The 15,658-nt window shown below is 61.2% G+C and carries 17 protein-coding genes and 2 tRNA genes; 10 read left to right on the top strand and 9 right to left on the bottom strand.

Annotated features, from left to right (window positions below; genetic code table 11):
* Positions 1 to 53: 53 nt before the first annotated feature.
* The gene (locus GRI97_RS17825; RefSeq protein WP_161392588.1) at positions 54 to 185 is read right to left on the bottom strand and encodes an entericidin A/B family lipoprotein; all 132 of its coding nucleotides are present in this window, start codon (positions 183 to 185) and stop codon (positions 54 to 56) included.
* A gap of 58 nt (positions 186 to 243) precedes the next feature.
* Complete coding sequence (locus tag GRI97_RS17820; protein WP_161392587.1) at positions 244 to 1,158, bottom strand: DMT family transporter; 915 nt, start codon at positions 1,156 to 1,158, stop codon at positions 244 to 246.
* 73 nt (positions 1,159 to 1,231) lie between these two features.
* On the opposite strand from GRI97_RS17820, the gene GRI97_RS17815 reads away from it, so the two are divergent.
* On the top strand, positions 1,232 to 1,462 hold the full coding sequence (locus GRI97_RS17815; protein WP_161392586.1) for a hypothetical protein: 231 nt from the start codon (positions 1,232 to 1,234) through the stop codon (positions 1,460 to 1,462).
* A gap of 54 nt (positions 1,463 to 1,516) precedes the next feature.
* Here the strand turns inward: GRI97_RS17815 and GRI97_RS17810 are convergent, their stop codons facing one another.
* Together GRI97_RS17810 and GRI97_RS17805 are read right to left on the bottom strand one after the other, a co-directional pair.
* On the bottom strand, positions 1,517 to 3,025 hold the full coding sequence (locus GRI97_RS17810) for a CpaF family protein (RefSeq protein ID WP_161392585.1): 1,509 nt from the start codon (positions 3,023 to 3,025) through the stop codon (positions 1,517 to 1,519).
* Positions 3,026 to 3,199: 174 nt separating this feature from the next.
* Complete coding sequence (locus GRI97_RS17805) at positions 3,200 to 4,096, bottom strand: LysR substrate-binding domain-containing protein (RefSeq protein WP_377019628.1); 897 nt, start codon at positions 4,094 to 4,096, stop codon at positions 3,200 to 3,202.
* A 166-nt stretch (positions 4,097 to 4,262) separates the two neighbouring features.
* Between GRI97_RS17805 and GRI97_RS17800 the strand changes: the two genes are divergently transcribed.
* Positions 4,263 to 5,423 (top strand): MFS transporter, encoded by a 1,161-nt coding sequence (locus GRI97_RS17800; RefSeq protein ID WP_161392583.1) that lies wholly within the window; start codon positions 4,263 to 4,265, stop codon positions 5,421 to 5,423.
* A gap of 6 nt (positions 5,424 to 5,429) precedes the next feature.
* Here the strand turns inward: GRI97_RS17800 and GRI97_RS17795 are convergent, their stop codons facing one another.
* Positions 5,430 to 5,894 carry a hypothetical protein gene (locus tag GRI97_RS17795; RefSeq protein WP_161392582.1) on the bottom strand — a complete coding sequence of 155 codons (465 nt, stop codon included), beginning with the start codon at positions 5,892 to 5,894 and terminating at the stop codon, positions 5,430 to 5,432.
* Between the two features lie 151 nt (positions 5,895 to 6,045).
* On the opposite strand from GRI97_RS17795, the gene GRI97_RS17790 reads away from it, so the two are divergent.
* The 3 genes from GRI97_RS17790 (at position 6,046) to GRI97_RS17780 (ending at position 8,115) form a co-directional block, all read left to right on the top strand.
* Complete coding sequence (locus GRI97_RS17790) at positions 6,046 to 6,468, top strand: Fur family transcriptional regulator (protein ID WP_161392581.1); 423 nt, start codon at positions 6,046 to 6,048, stop codon at positions 6,466 to 6,468.
* The gene (locus GRI97_RS17785) at positions 6,465 to 7,691 is read left to right on the top strand and encodes an MFS transporter (RefSeq protein WP_202392843.1); all 1,227 of its coding nucleotides are present in this window, start codon (positions 6,465 to 6,467) and stop codon (positions 7,689 to 7,691) included. The genes GRI97_RS17790 and GRI97_RS17785 overlap by 4 nt, the downstream gene beginning before the upstream one ends.
* A gap of 88 nt (positions 7,692 to 7,779) precedes the next feature.
* The gene (locus GRI97_RS17780; RefSeq protein WP_161392580.1) at positions 7,780 to 8,115 is read left to right on the top strand and encodes a DUF423 domain-containing protein; all 336 of its coding nucleotides are present in this window, start codon (positions 7,780 to 7,782) and stop codon (positions 8,113 to 8,115) included.
* Positions 8,116 to 8,137: 22 nt separating this feature from the next.
* Here GRI97_RS17780 and GRI97_RS17775 read toward each other — a convergent pair whose 3' ends face one another.
* Positions 8,138 to 8,896, bottom strand: a complete 759-nt coding sequence (locus GRI97_RS17775) for a Crp/Fnr family transcriptional regulator (RefSeq protein WP_161392579.1) — start codon at positions 8,894 to 8,896, stop codon at positions 8,138 to 8,140.
* Between the two features lie 204 nt (positions 8,897 to 9,100).
* Here GRI97_RS17775 and GRI97_RS17770 point away from each other — a divergent pair, with 204 nt between their 5' ends.
* Genes GRI97_RS17770 through GRI97_RS17750 form a run of 5 tightly spaced genes read left to right on the top strand, consistent with a single transcriptional unit; the run spans position 9,101 to position 12,951 of the window.
* Entirely contained in the window at positions 9,101 to 9,676 is a 576-nt protein-coding gene (locus tag GRI97_RS17770) for an SRPBCC family protein (RefSeq protein WP_161392578.1), read from the top strand.
* Positions 9,676 to 10,866, top strand: coding sequence for a zinc-dependent alcohol dehydrogenase (locus GRI97_RS17765; RefSeq protein ID WP_161392577.1), 1,191 nt, complete (start codon positions 9,676 to 9,678; stop codon positions 10,864 to 10,866). The genes GRI97_RS17770 and GRI97_RS17765 overlap by 1 nt, the downstream gene beginning before the upstream one ends.
* 12 nt (positions 10,867 to 10,878) lie before the next feature.
* Entirely contained in the window at positions 10,879 to 11,661 is a 783-nt protein-coding gene (locus GRI97_RS17760; RefSeq protein WP_161392576.1) for an SDR family NAD(P)-dependent oxidoreductase, read from the top strand.
* On the top strand, positions 11,648 to 12,355 hold the full coding sequence (gene gntA / locus GRI97_RS17755; RefSeq protein WP_161392575.1) for a guanitoxin biosynthesis heme-dependent pre-guanitoxin N-hydroxylase GntA: 708 nt from the start codon (positions 11,648 to 11,650) through the stop codon (positions 12,353 to 12,355). Before GRI97_RS17760 ends, gntA begins: the two co-directional genes overlap by 14 nt.
* Complete coding sequence (locus GRI97_RS17750; protein WP_161392574.1) at positions 12,352 to 12,951, top strand: DUF1989 domain-containing protein; 600 nt, start codon at positions 12,352 to 12,354, stop codon at positions 12,949 to 12,951. Before gntA ends, GRI97_RS17750 begins: the two co-directional genes overlap by 4 nt.
* Positions 12,952 to 13,044: 93 nt before the next feature.
* Here GRI97_RS17750 and GRI97_RS17745 read toward each other — a convergent pair.
* The 3 genes from GRI97_RS17745 to mrdA form a co-directional block, all read right to left on the bottom strand.
* Positions 13,045 to 13,120 (bottom strand) — tRNA-Lys (locus GRI97_RS17745).
* Between the two features lie 239 nt (positions 13,121 to 13,359).
* Positions 13,360 to 13,435 (bottom strand) — tRNA-Lys (locus GRI97_RS17740).
* A 219-nt stretch (positions 13,436 to 13,654) separates the two neighbouring features.
* Positions 13,655 to 15,658: a penicillin-binding protein 2 gene (gene mrdA, locus GRI97_RS17735; RefSeq protein WP_161392573.1), complete on the bottom strand. Its 2,004-nt coding sequence runs from the start codon at positions 15,656 to 15,658 to the stop codon at positions 13,655 to 13,657.

Below are 15,658 nucleotides of genomic sequence, written 5' to 3'. Positions count from 1 at the left end.
ATCGTGACGGGGCATCTGTCTGGGCCCCGCCGTTTGACCAGCCGTTTGACAGGTCAGGAAATGGCGCGGTCGCCAGCTTCACCAACGGACTGAATGTCACGGCCCACACCCTTGACCGTGTTGCAGGCACCGGCAGTCAGCATGATGGCACCAGCAGTCATGGCGATGATGATCTTACGCAGCATTCGTTTCGTCCTTTCGCTCAACGGAGCAGATCCCGGTTAGACAAAGCCGCCGCGCCGCTCAAGTTCCCTCGGTCATGGCCAGCGCTTGCCGGCGTTGCCGCGCCAGCCGGTGTTCACGCCAGGCGATGATCGCGCCCGCTGCCACGATCAGCGGCGCCCCGAGCCAGGTGCTAGTCGGCGGCAGGGTTTCGAAGATCAGCCAGCCATAGAGCGTGGCCCAGAACAGCGATGAATAATCCATCACGATCACGCTGGCGACCGTGCCGAACCGCAGCGCCGCCGTCAGCAGCAATTGCCCGATCGAACCGGTGATGCCGATGGCGAGCAGCAGCCACCAGCCCGCCGCATCATGCGCCCCCATGACGAAAGGCATGAACACGCCGGTCATCGGCACGCTGAACAGCGCGAAATAGAACACGATGGTCAGCGGCTTTTCGGTCTTGTTGAGATCGGCGATCTGGATCGAGATCAGCGCGATCATGAAGGCGCCGCCCAACGCCACCAGCGCGCCATAGAGTTCGAAATGCCCGCTGCCCGGCTGTGCGATCACCACGATGCCGATAAACCCCAGCACCACGGCCGACCAGCGCCAGGGGCCGACATGGTCCTTCAGCAGCAGCAGCGACAACAGTGTGGCCCAGATCGGGGCGGTGAAATTCAGCGTGGTCGCCTCTGCCAGGGGCAGGAGGATAACCGCCCCGAAGTTCAGCAACATGCCCACCGTGCCATAGAGCGAGCGCATGAAATGGCGTTTGGGCTTCTGCGTGGCCAGCGTGGCGATGCCCGTGGTCGCCAGCACCCAGCCCACCAGAATGGGCAGGGTGACGAACTGGCGCCAGAACATGATTTCCAGCAGATGGATACCGCGATCGGATGCCAGCTTGATCAGGGCAGACATGGACGCGAGCGCAGCGATCGCGCCAAGACGGATCAACAGGGCAAGCAGGGGGCGGTGCTGCGGAACGGCAGTCATACACCCGCCATAGGGTTATGTGCTGCACACGCAACCATTGCTGCATGATCCAGACTCCACCATATGGCCATTGATGCACGAGCCGGAATTTCTGCTGTTCGCCAGCGATGCAACCCTGGTAGGCCTGAGCGGAGGCTTGCTGCTGGTTATTGCTGCCGTTGCCACACTGGCCGATCGGCGAAGGACGCGGCGCACCCGCATAGAGGCGGTGGGCTGGGTGCCGTGGACCGCAGTCTATCTGCTGGCAGCCTTTGTCGGGATCATCCTGCTGACCCTGGCGCTCAAGGGCTGGATTGCCGGTTAGGGCGAAGCTGCCAGGCGTTGCGGCAGCTTCGCCCCCAATCGGTCAGGCCGGAAATTACAGGCAAGCCTCCAGATAGGCCTGGTCAAATCCAAACTGACGGGCCTTTTCCAGGGTATAGGGCCGTAGGCCGGAGCTGCGGTACTCGCCGATGATCTTGCCGTCGTCGGTTTCTTCCAGATATTCGAAGTTGAACAGTTCCTGGGTGACGATCACATCGCCTTCCATCCCGATCACCTCGGTGATGTTGGTGGTACGGCGCGAACCATCGCGCAGGCGCTTCACCTGCACCACCAGATCGACGGATTCGGCAATCTGGCGGCTGATCGCTTCCTTGGGGATCTTGATGTCGCCCATCAGGATCATGTTTTCCATACGGCCCAGGCATTCGCGCGGACTGTTGGCGTGCAGGGTACACATCGAACCATCATGGCCGGTGTTCATGGCGGCGAGCAGATCGAAACATTCAGCGCCACGAATTTCGCCCAGGATGATCCGGTCCGGACGCATACGCAGGGCGTTCTTGACCAGATCGCCAATGGTGATGGCGCCCTGGCCTTCCAGGTTCGGCGGGCGGGTTTCGAGCGGCAGCCAGTGCGGCTGCTGCAGCCGCAGTTCGGCGGCGTCTTCGATGGTCAGCACGCGCTCACCCGGGTCGATCATCTTCGACATGGCGTTGAGCATGGTCGTCTTGCCCGAACCCGTACCACCGGAAATCACGATGTTCATCCGGCAGGCGCCAGCGATCTTGAGCACGGTGCACATCTTCTCGCTCATCGATCCGAAGGATTTGAGCGTGTCGAGCGTGATCGGCTTTTCGGAAAACTTACGAATGGAAATCGCGGTACCGCGCAACGACAGCGGCGGCACGATGACGTTGACGCGGCTGCCATCCTTGAGGCGGGCGTCGGCCAGCGGGGTGGTCTGGTCAACGCGGCGGCCGACCTGGTTCACGATCCGCTGGGCAATCTGGAACAGATGCTGTTCATCGCGGAACTTGATCGGCGCGATCTGCAGCTTGCCCTTCTTTTCGATATAGGTCTGGTCCGGTCCATTGACCATGATGTCGGACACATCGGGATCGCCGAGCAATTCTTCCAGCGGGCCGAAACCGAGCAGTTCGTCGATCAGCACCTTTTCCAGCGCGAACTGTTCGCGCCGGTTCAGCGTGACCTTCAGTTCGGTCAGCACTTCCATGATGATCGGGCGGAATTCTTCCGACAGTTCCTCCTTCGACAGGGTCGAAGCAGCTTCGGGATCGACACGTTCAAGCAGGCGAGGGAGAACCTGTTCCTTGATCTTGTGGATGCTGGCTTCGAAACCACCGATTTCGGTGCGTTCGTGAACCGCATTGGCACGGTCAGCCAGACGAGACAGCGCATCGCCCTTGAGGTTGCCGCGTGATTCCTCCGCTGACAATTCTCCGGGCACGGGCGGGAACTGGTCGCCACCGTTGGGCAGAGCCGGTTCATTGCCGGATGCTTTCATTGGGCGGGCCACACCGAAGCTCGGTCGGGCTCCCGGCGCCATGCCGCTGATCCCGTTCTTGCGTCCGAATGCGCTCATTCCGTTCCTCACTTAACGCTCAGGAGACGACCTCGCCTGTCGCAGGTTGCGCCTTGCTGGTTCTCCGATCCGGAATGGTGAATAGGTGGCAAAGCTTGATTTTCTCTAAATATGCTAACGGCTTTGCTGCGAGACGCCACAAAGGCGGGACGATCAGGGCACAACCTGCCGGCTTCACCCTGCCAATCTTTCAGCGAGAAAATCCACGAATACGCGCACGCGGGTGGGGGTGTTGGCGCCGCCCACGAACACGGCATGGACTGCTTCGATATCGCCGGGATTGAAAGTTTCCAGCACTGGCACCAACCGCCCGGCTGCGATGTCTGCCTCCACGCTGAACGCGCCGACGCGCGCCAGGCCTACGCCTGACAGCGCCAGCTGGCTGAGGCTTTCCCCGTTGTTGGCCTCCATGTTGCCATTGACCGCCAGCGCGTAATCGCCGCCCGGCCCGCGGAATGGCCAGACAGGTTCGGCCCGGCGGAAGTTGAAGTTGAGGCAATTGTGCTGAAGCAGATCTTCCGGCAGCTGAGGATTGCCGCACCGCGCCAGATAGTCCGGCGAAGCGACGATCACCCGCCGGCTTTCGCCCAGCTTGCGCGCCATCAGCAGGCTGTCAGGCAGCGGGCCGAAGCGGATGCCCACATCCGCCTGACCGCCGGCAATATCCACCACTTTGTCCGTCAGATTGATATCGACCAATATGCCGGGGTGAAGGGCGACAAATTCCCCCAGCAGCGGCACGATTGCCAGGCGCCCATGCGACAACCCGGCACTGACCCGCAGCCGCCCGCGCGGGGCGCCCTGATCGGCGATGGCGGCTTCGCTGTCATCCAGATCCGCCAGAATGCGACGTGCGGCCTGCAGATAGGCCTGCCCTTCAGCCGTCAGGGTCAAGGCCCGGGTGGTGCGGATCAGCAGGCGGGCGCCCAGCCGTTCCTCGATCCGGTCGATTGCGCGGGCCACGGCCGATGGGGTCAGATCCATCATCCGCCCGGCCGCCGAAAAGCTGCCAGTTGCTGCCACCGTGGCGAACAGCTCCATCGACCACGCTCGATCGCTGGAATGGCGCATCTTTGCGTTCAATGCACAGCTCCTTATCCTTGTTCGGCAATAGTCATTACGCGTCCGGAAGGCCATAATGTCTGCCAACTCCGCAGCACAAGGAAAGGAATTATCGCCGTCCGCGAGGACGGTGCCAATTCACGGTGCTGCGATCATTTTTGCATTCGGAGCCAATATGAAGCTCAACCTGCCTTTGCTCGCCCTTGCGGTGGGCGCCTTCGGAATCGGCGTGACGGAATTCGCCCCCATGGGGCTGCTGCCGGTCATCGCCGGCGATCTGGGTGTATCGATCCCTGCCGCCGGAATATTGGTCAGCGCCTACGCGGTCGGTGTGGTGGCCGGGGCGCCGCTGATGACGCTGACCACCGGGAGAATGTCGCGCCGTACGCTGCTGGTGCTGCTGATGGGCATTTTCACCCTGGGCAATCTGCTCTCTGCGCTGTCAGGCAGTTACGGCCTGCTGATGGTCGCGCGGGTAATCACATCCTTCAATCACGGCGCCTTCTTCGGGATCGGGTCGATCGTTGCCGCATCACTGGTCGCGCCCGAACGGCGGGCGGGGGCGGTTGCCGCGATGTTCATGGGGCTGACGATTGCCAATGTCGTGGGCGTGCCCCTGGCCACTTGGGCCGGGGATGTGATGGGCTGGCGCGCCGCATTCTGGGGCATCACTGCGCTGGGTGCGCTGACGATGGTCGCCCTGCGTACCACGCTGCCGGATATTCCCGCCCCGGCCAATGTCGATATTCGCCGCGAGTTGCAGGTGCTGGGCCGTGGCCCGGTGCTGGGGGCGTTGGCGCTGACCGTCATCGGTTCGAGCGCGATGTTCACCGTGTTCACCTATATCACGCCGATCCTGAAGCAGGAAACCCAGGCTTCGCTCGGCTTCGTCACGGCGATGCTGGTGACCTATGGGCTGGGGCTGACCGTGGGCAATTGGCTGGGTGGCAAGTTCGCCGACCGTTCGGTCGATCGCACGCTGATGGTGTCGCTGGTGGCGCTGGCCGCCATTCTGGCGCTGTTCGCGCTGCTGATGACGAACATGATCATGACGGCCGTGCTGGTATTTCTGTGGGGCGTGGCCAGCTTCGCCATCGTGCCGCCGCTGCAGGTGCGGGTGATGTCCGCCGCCAGCGATGCGCCCAATCTTGCCTCTTCCATGAATATCGGCGCCTTCAACCTCGGCAATGCCTTGGGGGCTGCGCTGGGCGGTGGGGTAATTGCGACCGGTCTGGGCTTCCCCATGGTTGCGCTGGCCGGGGCGGCAACATCGATTGCCGGACTGGTGATGCTGATGCTGATGCGCACACCGCCGGGACGCCCGGCGCCGGCATAAGGGGATTCAGCCTGGATTGTTGCCTGCGGCATCCTGCCCGCAGGCGACCTCCAGCCCGACAGGGGGCAATCCGATCGCTCGCATCGCCATGGCCATGCGCTGCATGGCGGCGAGCGTGCAGGGGACCTGCTGTTCGGTCAGCAGCAGTTCCAGCACCGCGCCGGCCTGGTGCGAACGCTGCCTGGCCACATCCGCCCAGATTGCGATCATCACGGCTTCGAATTCGGTGATACGCGGATAGGTCAGATCGCGCACCAGCATCTGCTGCCGCCCGCTGCGATGAAATCGCTGCATCACCGCACTGAAATCATTCACCGCTTCGAGCAGGTTCATGCGGGAAAACCATCCCGCCAGCGCCAGCGACGGGCAGTGCCGCTGCGCCGCCGCCATGATCCAGCCGCGCTTGGCCGACAGCAGGAAGCAACTGCCGCTGCTGAGGCAGGTGGGGGACTGATCGAGATAATCGTACATGATACCTCCTGCGCGAATCTGCAGCAGGCGGCATCGTATGATATTGCGAACTATTTGCAAACTCGATTGCGCCGCTCTATCGCCGCCATGGCCCGGATTCGGTCGCTGCAATCCGCTGGCCAGATGGGCGCACAGACAAGAGCAGGAGCCTATGAAGCAGAGGATCGACATCGAGGCGCTGTGCGCCCAACGGGGCTTGCGGATCACCGAACCGCGACGGGTGATCGCGCGGGTGCTGTCGGAATCGGAAGATCATCCCCATGTCGAACTGCTGCATCAGCGGGTGATGGACATCGATCCGCGCATCTCGATCGCTACCGTCTATCGCACCGTGCGCCTGTTCGAAGAGGCCGGCATTCTGGACCGCCACGAATTCGGCGACGGCCGTGCCCGCTATGAACCTGCGGCCGATACCCATCATGATCATCTGATCAATGTCGAAACCGGCGAAGTGCTCGAATTCGTGGATCCGGAGCTGGAACATCTGCAGCGCATGATCGCGCAGAAACTGGGCTATCGCCTGGTCGATCACCGGCTCGAACTCTACGGCATCCGCAAGGGGACGGGCGAATGACCGAACAGGCGATGACCGTTGCTGCAGGGCAGTCACATGCCGGGTTCAGCCTCAAGCCGCTGATGTTCGAAACCTTCGTCTGTTCCATGGCGATGATGGCCTTCGTGGCGCTGGCGGGGCCGATTGCGCGGGTCATCGGGCTGGAGCCCTGGCAGGTCGGCGCCGCAATGACCGTGGCCGGCATCGCCTGGATGGTGATGGCGCGCATCTGGGGCGTGGCGAGCGACCGGCGCGGACGGCGGCCGATTCTGCTGTTGGGGCTGGCGGGATTTGCCATCAGCTATTTTCTGCTGTCGCTGTTTATCGATCTGGCGCTGCGCAGTGCCATGGCGCCCCTGTTGGCTTTCGTGGGGTTGATGATCGGGCGCGGTGTGGCCGGTGCGTTTTACGCGGCCGTCCCTGCTACAGGCGCTGCCCTCGTCGCTGATAACGTACCGCCGGCCGAACGGGGCAAGGCCATGGCCGCAGTCGGCGCGTCGAGCGCCGCGGGCATGGTGATCGGACCGGGCTTTGCCGGGCTGGTCGGGCCCTGGAGCCTGAGCCTGCCGCTCTATCTGACAGCCGCCTTGCCGGCGGTCGCTTTGCTGGTGCTGTGGCGGGTGCTGCCGCGCCATGAGCACACGGCGCCACCCAAGGCAGAGCCGCTGAAGCTGACCGATCTGCGTTTGCGGCGGGCCATGATCGTGGCCTTCGTCGCCATGTTCAGCGTGGCCGTGGCGCAGATCACGGTTGGGTTTTATGCGCTCGATCGTCTGCAACTCGCACCGGGCGATGCCGCCAATGCAGCGGGTATTGCGCTGGCTACCGTGGGGGTAGCACTGGTGGTGGCGCAGATCTTCCTGCGTCAGCTTGGCTGGGCACCGGCCCGCCTGATCCGCTATGGCGCGCTGATCGGCGGGCTCGGCTTCGGCGCCGTTACCCTGGCCAGCAGCGCGCCGATGCTCTGGGCCTGCTATGCCGTGGCCGCCTTTGGCATGGGCTGGGTCTATCCTTCGGTATCGGCCCTGGCCGCGAATTCCGTGGAGGCGCATGAGCAGGGCGCCGCCGCCGGAACGGTCGCTGCAGCGCAGGGGCTGGGCATCATCCTGGGCCCGATCGCCGGCACCTTCGTCTATACGATCGAACGGGGTGCCCCCTATGCGCTGGTCGGGGTGATGCTGGTCGCCATCGCGCTGTGGGAAGGGCGAGGCTCGCCTGGGGGTGACGGCGAAGTCTTTCCATAAGCGGGCAACCAGGCAGCAGGCTATGGCCGTTTGCGCCGGGGAGTATTACACGCACGGCTCCGCACGATAACAAAATGGGGTCGCGACGATGATAGGGTCTCTGGCAGCAGTCTCGGCAGCAATCGCCGTCGCGGCTGGCGCGTTTGGGGCGCATGGTGCCGCAGGGCCCCAGGAAGCTGAATGGCTGCGCACCGGCGGCGTCTATCAACTGGTCCATGCCGTGGCGGCCATCGGGATCATGCGCTTCGCAAAAGGGCCAGCGATGATGCTGTTGCTGGGTGCGGCAATCTTCGCGGTCACGCTGTATCTGATGGCCTTGGGCGCGCCACGCTGGTTCGGGGCGATTACCCCGGTCGGTGGGACTTTGCTGATCATTGGCTGGCTCTGGGCGGCCATGATCATGCGCGGCAAAATCCCGAGGTGAATCTGCGTCAACTGCGGACGGATCAATGCTGATTGCTCAACATCGGCTCTCGCCTGGATAGGCTTTCTTCCGGTGGATAGAGATACAGATAGTCGGAGTTGAAATCACCTCGGTGTGACAATCCTGCCGGATCGGAGATTTCAACGACAGAGGCATGCATCTGGCAGAGTCCAGCTTCGCGGAGTTGACGCAATACGCGGTTGGTATGAACCGTAGTCAGGCCGCAAATCTCAGCAATGTCGGCTTGCGTGAGCGGCAGCGCGAACCGGCGACCGTCTGATAGTCCGACGGCCTCAAGGCGGGCATTCATTTCACACAGAAAATGCGCCACACGACCAACGGCGTCCAGCCGGCCGACACGGAACAGCCATGCGCGGTGCATGGCTGCGTCGATCAGGGTAGCGAACCACAGCTTGCGCGCAAGATCTGGCTGAGGATCGAGTATCTCTTTCAAAGCCGCATGCGGAACGTCCGCCACCGTAACGGTGGTAAGCGTCCCCACAGAATGATCGAGTGCCCTCATCGGATAGGCATGAAGATCCACAAATTCGCCTGGCACATGGATCGAGACGAGTTGCCGCAATCCTTTCCGATCTTCGATGAAGCGGCACATCAGGCCTTGCAGCAGCAATGTGCTCACGTCGACGTGTCTGCCTGCCTCAATAACGGTCTGGCGCGGCTCCAACGTGCGCACATCGCTGATGGCGTTTTCAAGCTGACAGCGTTCCTGCTTGGTCAGATCAACATCGCGCCGGTTTGCGAGCAGGCGATCCATCAGCATAAGAATTGTGACCGGTATTGTGACAGCATGGGTGCAGAACGGGTCATCTGCCCGTAACGATCCAGCTCTGAGCAAATTTCTCCATAACCTTTGTTAATTTGTGATGCCGTACTGCAACCGATCCCGCCGGCGTGGGTTCGGCGGGGGTGAGTTCGAACATGCGAACTTCCCCGCAAGAGCCCAAACGCCCGCAGGAGAATTGCGATGGCCGCACCTCATGACGATGCGCCGATAACAGCCTCAAAGCGGACTGAAAAGACCGCCCAAGCCGCTGAAAATATTACAGAGCCCAAAGGCAGCAGCTTGGTGGGGCAGTCTGTCACCATCAATCGCCCCCGCCATGAACTTTACGCGAAATGGCGTGATTTCAGCGGTTTTCCGAACTTCATGGAAAATATCGAACGCGTCGAAATGATTGACGATGTGACGAGCCATTGGGCCGTGAAGGGGCCGGGTGGAAGCACCATCGAGTGGGATGCCGTCGTCACGGAAGACCAACCGGACAGGCTGATCGCCTGGAGCTCCGCTGAAGGCGCCGATGTACCCAACAGCGGCCGTGTTGAATTCCGCGATGCCGGGGAACGGGGTACGATCGTAAGTGCAACGATCCTCTATGATCCACCAGCAGGGATCATCGGCAAGCTGATCGCCAAGATGTTCCAGCGCGAACCTGCTTTACAAGCCCGCCGAGACCTGCGGCGGTTCAAGCAATTGATGGAAACCGGCGAGATAGCGACATCAGCCCGCACCGCCAGAGCACTGGAAGAGGAGGCAGCCTGATGCGCGCGCTCACCTGGCACGGCAAGCATGACGTTCGCGTCGACACCGTCGACGATCCTGAAATCCTTAACCCGCGCGATGCGATCATCAAGGTGACCTCCACTGCGATCTGCGGGTCGGACCTGCATCTGTACGATGGTTACATTCCAACCATGCAGGCAGGCGATATCCTGGGCCACGAATTCATGGGTGAAGTGGTTGAGACAGGACCACAATCGACCCTGAAGAAGGGACAGCGTGTAGTGGTGCCATTCACTATCTCGTGCGGCAGTTGCTATCATTGCGGCAAGCATCAGTATTCGGCATGCGACAACAGCAACCCTGCTGACAATCAGGACATTGCCGACACATTATACGGACAGCCGATGGCCGGGCTGTTCGGTTACAGTCACATGACTGGGGGATATGCCGGTGGTCAGGCCGAATATGTCCGGGTGCCTTTCAGTGACGTTGGCCCGATCGTCATTCCCGACGGCGTAGAGGACGACAAGGTTCTGTTCCTTTCGGACATTCTGCCCACCGGCTGGCAGGCGGCCGAAAACGCAGAGATCGAACCTGGCGATACTGTGGCTGTCTGGGGCTGCGGGCCGGTCGGATTGTTTTGCGTACAATCGGCCTTCCTGATGGGGGCTGAGCGCGTGATAGCGATCGACCACTTCCCCCAGCGACTGGAAATGGCTGCCAAATTCGGCGCAGAGACAATCAATTACGAGGACAGCCAGACTTACGAAGCGTTGATGGAGATGACCGGCGGCATCGGCCCGGACGCGTGCATCGATGCGGTCGGCCTGGAGGCGCATGGGCTGTTCGTCGATAACGTCTGGGATCAGATCAAGGCGTCCACGTTCCTGGGCACCGACCGCGCCCATTCGATCCGCCAGGCCATCCTTGCCTGCCGCAAGGGCGGGCGAGTTTCGATGCCGGCGGTATATGGCGGATTTGTCGACAAATTCCCGCTCGGTGCCTTCATGCAAAAGGGGCTGACACTCAAGACGGGCCAGACGCATGTGCAGCACTATTTGCCCGGACTGCTGACTGCCGTCCTTGAAGACAAGATCGATACGACCTTCCTGATCAGCCATCGCCTCGGCCTGGAGCAAGCGCCGGACGGCTACCGGATGTTCCATGATCACCAGAACGAAGTGACCAAGGTGGTGCTGAAACCTGGCCTTGATCGTATTGCATCATGAGGAGATCCGCTCATGACCAATAAATTTGCCATAATAACTGGTGCATCTTCAGGCATCGGCGCTGAATTGGCAAAGATTGCCGCCAGCGCAGGCTATGATCTGCTGCTGGTCGCAGACACGCCCTTTGCCGATGGTTCGTCAGTGCATCCCAATGCCTCGCGATTGCAGGTCGACCTGGCGACGATTGACGGCGTGGAACAGGTGCTGGCAGCGGCAAACGGCCGCCCTGTGGATTTGCTCTGCGCCAATGCTGGTCACGGTCTTGGCGGCCCGTTCCTGGCGCAGGCAACGCAGGACTGGCGCCATGTGATCGACACCAACGTCACCGGCACAGTCTATTTGCTGCAGAAAATTCTTCAGACCATGGCGACCAGGGGGGAGGGCAAAGTGTTGGTGACGGGGTCGATTGCAGGCTGGGTGCCGGGGAGCTTTTCGGCTGTTTACAACGCCACGAAAGCCTTCATCGATAACTTCACCGCAGCATTGCGGAATGAGCTGAAAGATCACCCAGGCATCACGATTACGACGCTTGAGCCTGGTCCGGTGGAAACCGAATTCTTCCACAGGGCGGGCATGGACGACACAAAGGTCGGCCAGGCCGAGAACAAGTCAAATCCCGCTGATGTTGCGCGGGACGGCTGGGATGCGCTGATGGCGGGCAAGGCCAGCATCATATCCGGGTGGAAAAACAAGCTGCAGGTGGCCGCTGCCGGAGTGCTGCCCCAATCCGTGCCCGCCCAGCAGCACCGTCAGATGGCGCAACCGGGCAGCGGAGCTGAACATGATCGCCGATGATAACCCCGCTCGACGGCCGTTGATCGCCGTGAACAACGTGGCACTTCTGAAAGAAGGGGTATCCGAACGGATTGCTGACCCTGCCTTTCCCTGCGTCGGGGCCAAATCGGCCCTTGCTCGTGGGACGCTCAAGATCCTGGCATGTCATTCGCTCACAAGCGGTTGGGATGATTTGCGGATCCACCGCACGCTGTTGGACTGGGCGGCCGATTACCGGGCAAATGCGCAAGGACTGCGAAGCCTGGCGGTGGTATTCGAAGGCCCGTTGACGCTGGATGAGGCCAGCTTCGAAAATGCGATGTGGGATCGAATCCAGTCCTTTGCAGACAAGGATCACTGGCTGGGGCAGCCCTACGATCATCGGGTCAGTTCGGATCCTGAAGATCCCCATTTCTCCCTCAGCTTCGGCGGTGAGGCATTCTTTGTGGTTGGCCTGCACCCCAACTCTTCGCGGCCGGCACGCCGGTTCCCCTCGCCAACGCTGGTGTTCAATTTGCATGACCAGTTCGAACAATTGCGCGAAGAAGGCAAATACGAACGCATGCGGGAAAAAATTCTCGAGCGTGACCGTGAAATGGCCGGAGATATCAATCCAATGCTCGCCCGACATGGAGAGGTAAGCGAAGCCAGGCAATATAGCGGCCGGCAGGTCCCAGCGGACTGGCACTGCCCCTATCGGGATCCTCGCGCATGAGCCAGGTTTTCGAAATACCGCCGAGGAGCGGCGTGGCCTTCATTCTGCATGAAGGTGAAACCCTGGAAGTCATTGATCCACTGGGCCAGCAGGTCAGTGATCTGCTGGCGTTCAACAGACAGGACATGGGCGAGGTCATTTCCAACGGGCGAACCCTTGACTACGAGGAAACCATCAGGATCACCCAAAGGCATCGTTTATGGTCAAACCGATCGCGCCCGATGCTGGAGATCACGCATGATGACGTGGGCCTGCACGATTTTCTGCTGACACCTTGCAGCGAGGCGACGTTCAAGCATTTCTATCCCGACAAACCTGTACATCGCGGCTGCATGGGCAATCTGGCTGAAGCATTGTGGCCCTATGGGGTAGTGCAGGATGCCATTCCCACTGCCTTCAATGTCTTCATGAACGTCCAAGTCGATGCCGACAGCGGCAAGCTGGAGGTGCTTCCCCCCATCAGCAAGGCCGGGGATTGCCTGAGATTGCGGGCGCTGATGGATCTGGTGATCGGCCTGACGGCGTGTTCTGCCTACGCGTCAAACGGGGGCACGTTCAAACCCATCCACTATCGCATCCTGACGGATGACCGTTAGCCGGAAGGGGCGGTCGGATCTCGTTGAGGTCGCAGATCGTCAATGAACAACCTAGGTAACAGGGTTGTTTCAACACGAACTTTTCTGAGAGGGTGGTGGACGCACTAGGGCTCGAACCTAGGACCCGCTGATTAAGAGTCAGCTGCTCTACCAACTGAGCTATGCGTCCATGCGGCATTTCCGCTGGCCCGCTTGGTGACGGGAGAGGCCCCAATAACGACTTTTTGCGGCTTGAAAAGGGGATTCGGCACATGATGGCGTCGATCATGTGCATAAATGCACTGTGCAGCGAAGGTGGGCAGGTCCGCGCCTCAAGAACTGCTTCCAGGAAGCTGGGTGGGCACAGCCGCGCGCTAAAAGCCCTTCAAAAGGCTGATCAAGCTGTAAAAATTATGGAGGAAGTGAGGGTGGTGGACGCACTAGGGCTCGAACCTAGGACCCGCTGATTAAGAGTCAGCTGCTCTACCAACTGAGCTATGCGTCCATCCGGCGTTTCCGCAGGCCCGCTTGGTGACGGGAGAGGCTCCAATAGCGATTTTTCCGTGGCTGAAAAGGGGATTCCGCCATAAATCTGCAAAAAAATGCAAACGGCCGACCAATTGTGTGAAGGGAGATGCCTGAATCTCCTTTTCTCGACACCTTACGGCAACGCCTTTTGGTTTACTGGAAGCCGAACTGGCGAAGGCGCGGGCAAAAGGCCGGATTACTCTGGCTCAGGCCCGGGGTCGATCGCGCCGGTATTGGCCGTCTGCGGCTGTGCAGCAGCACGGGCTTCGGCATCGACTTCGCGCGAAACGGCCGCGATGTCGGTCGGGGCGGGGGGCACATTGATCCCGGCCGCTGCAGCATAACCGGCATAGGTTGCAGCAAGACGCTGTTGCGCTGTGCCACCCCATTGCTTTTCCATCGCGTGCAGGGCTTCCAGGCCCTTCACCGGATCGAACAGATAGGTCATCACATCGCGCGCGATCGGGTAGGCCGACCCCGAACCGCCACCATGTTCGATCACCACCGCACCAGCATAGCGCGGCTTATCGAACGGAGCGAAGAAGATAAAAAGCCCGTGGTCGCGATGCTTCCAGATGCCGCCCTTGCCGCTGGAAACATTCAGTCCGACCACCTGAGCGGTCCCGGTCTTGCCTGCCATCAGAATGCCGTCAACGGGGATGCGCGCGCGGCCGGCCGTGCCGGGGCCGTTGACGACATCGCTCATGGCTTTCTGAATGACTTCCACGTGATTGCCGTGGAAATTCATGGTCTGGAATTTCGGCTTCGTCCCGTCGATCAGCAGGCGGGGCATCACTTCATACCCTGTAGCGAGCCGCGCCGCCATCACCGCCAATTGCAGCGGATTGGCGAGCATGTAGCCTTGGCCGATCGTGGCATTGACCGTATCGAACGGCTGCCAGGCCTGACCGTATTTGCGCTGTTTCCAAGCCGGATCGGGCACCGTGCCATAGAACTGGCTGGCGACAGGGAGGGGGAATTCCTGACCCATGCCGCAGCGCTTGGCCATCGGTGCGATCACATCCATGCCCAGCTTCTGCGCGAAGTGGTAGAAATAGACATCGCAGGACTGATAGATGCCCTTGGCCATGTTGACCGAGCCATGGCCGCGCCGGTTCCAGCAGTGGAACACGCGGTTGCCGACGCGCAGGCCGCCGCCGCAGCCAACGCTCGCTTCGGGATCGAGCCCGGCTTCGAGGAAGGCCATGGCCACCATCGGCTTCACAGTAGAGCCAGGCGGATAGAGCCCCTTGAGCACCTTGTTGCGCAGCGGAACCCGTTCGTTTTCGCTCAGCATCTTGTACTCGATGCGACCGATGCCGTCGGAAAAGCTGTTGGGGTCGAAACTGGGCATGGAGGCCATGCAGAGCAGATCGCCGGTGTGACAATCCATCACCACTACCGATCCGCTTTCCAGGCCGATGCGACGCGCGGCGTAATCCTGCAGCGGGCCATCGATGGTCAGGTGAACCGGCTTGCCCTGCACATCTTCACGGGTGGATAGATCGCGCACGATCCTGCCGGATGCGGTTACCTCCACCCGGCGGGCACCAGGCTGACCACGCAGCACCTGTTCGAACTGCTTTTCGATCCCGTCCTTGCCGAGCTTGAAGCCGGGGGTGACGAGCAGGGGAATCTTTTCCTTCTCGTATTCTTCCTTCGCGGCTGTCCCGACATAGCCGATGAGATGACCGATTGCCGGGCCGGTCGGGTAATAGCGGGAAAAGCCGCGCGTCGGTACGACCCCGTGCAGATCGGGCAGCCGCACGCTGATCGCGGCGAAGGTGTCGTAGTTCAGCCCGCTGGCCACCGGGATGGGCTGGAACCCTTGTGATTCCTGCAGTTTCTGCCGCAAATCCTCCCGATCGCCCGGCTCGAATTTCAGCAGATCGGACAGGGTGTCGACCACATGGTCGGGATTGTCGATTCGTTCCGGAATGATGTCGACGCGAAAGTCGGCCCGGTTGGATGCGAGCGGCGCGCCATTGCGATCGAGAATCCATCCGCGCCGTGGCGGGATCAGCGACAGGTTGACGCGATTGCTTTCCGCCGCCAGCCGGTAACGTTCGTTTTCAGCTACGGCGATATAGCCCATTCGGGCGGCCAGCAGCATGCCGACCCCACCCTGAAAGGCCCCGAGCACAAAACTGCGCCGTTCGAATGCCTGCTGCAACCAGGCGGGAGTGGTTGGTCCGGCCAT

The organism is Croceibacterium xixiisoli (assembly GCF_009827305.1).
GTDB lineage: Bacteria > Pseudomonadota > Alphaproteobacteria > Sphingomonadales > Sphingomonadaceae > Croceibacterium_C > Croceibacterium_C xixiisoli.
The sequence above is the reverse complement of the archived record's forward strand: the minus strand, read 5'-3'. Positions and strand labels throughout refer to the sequence as shown.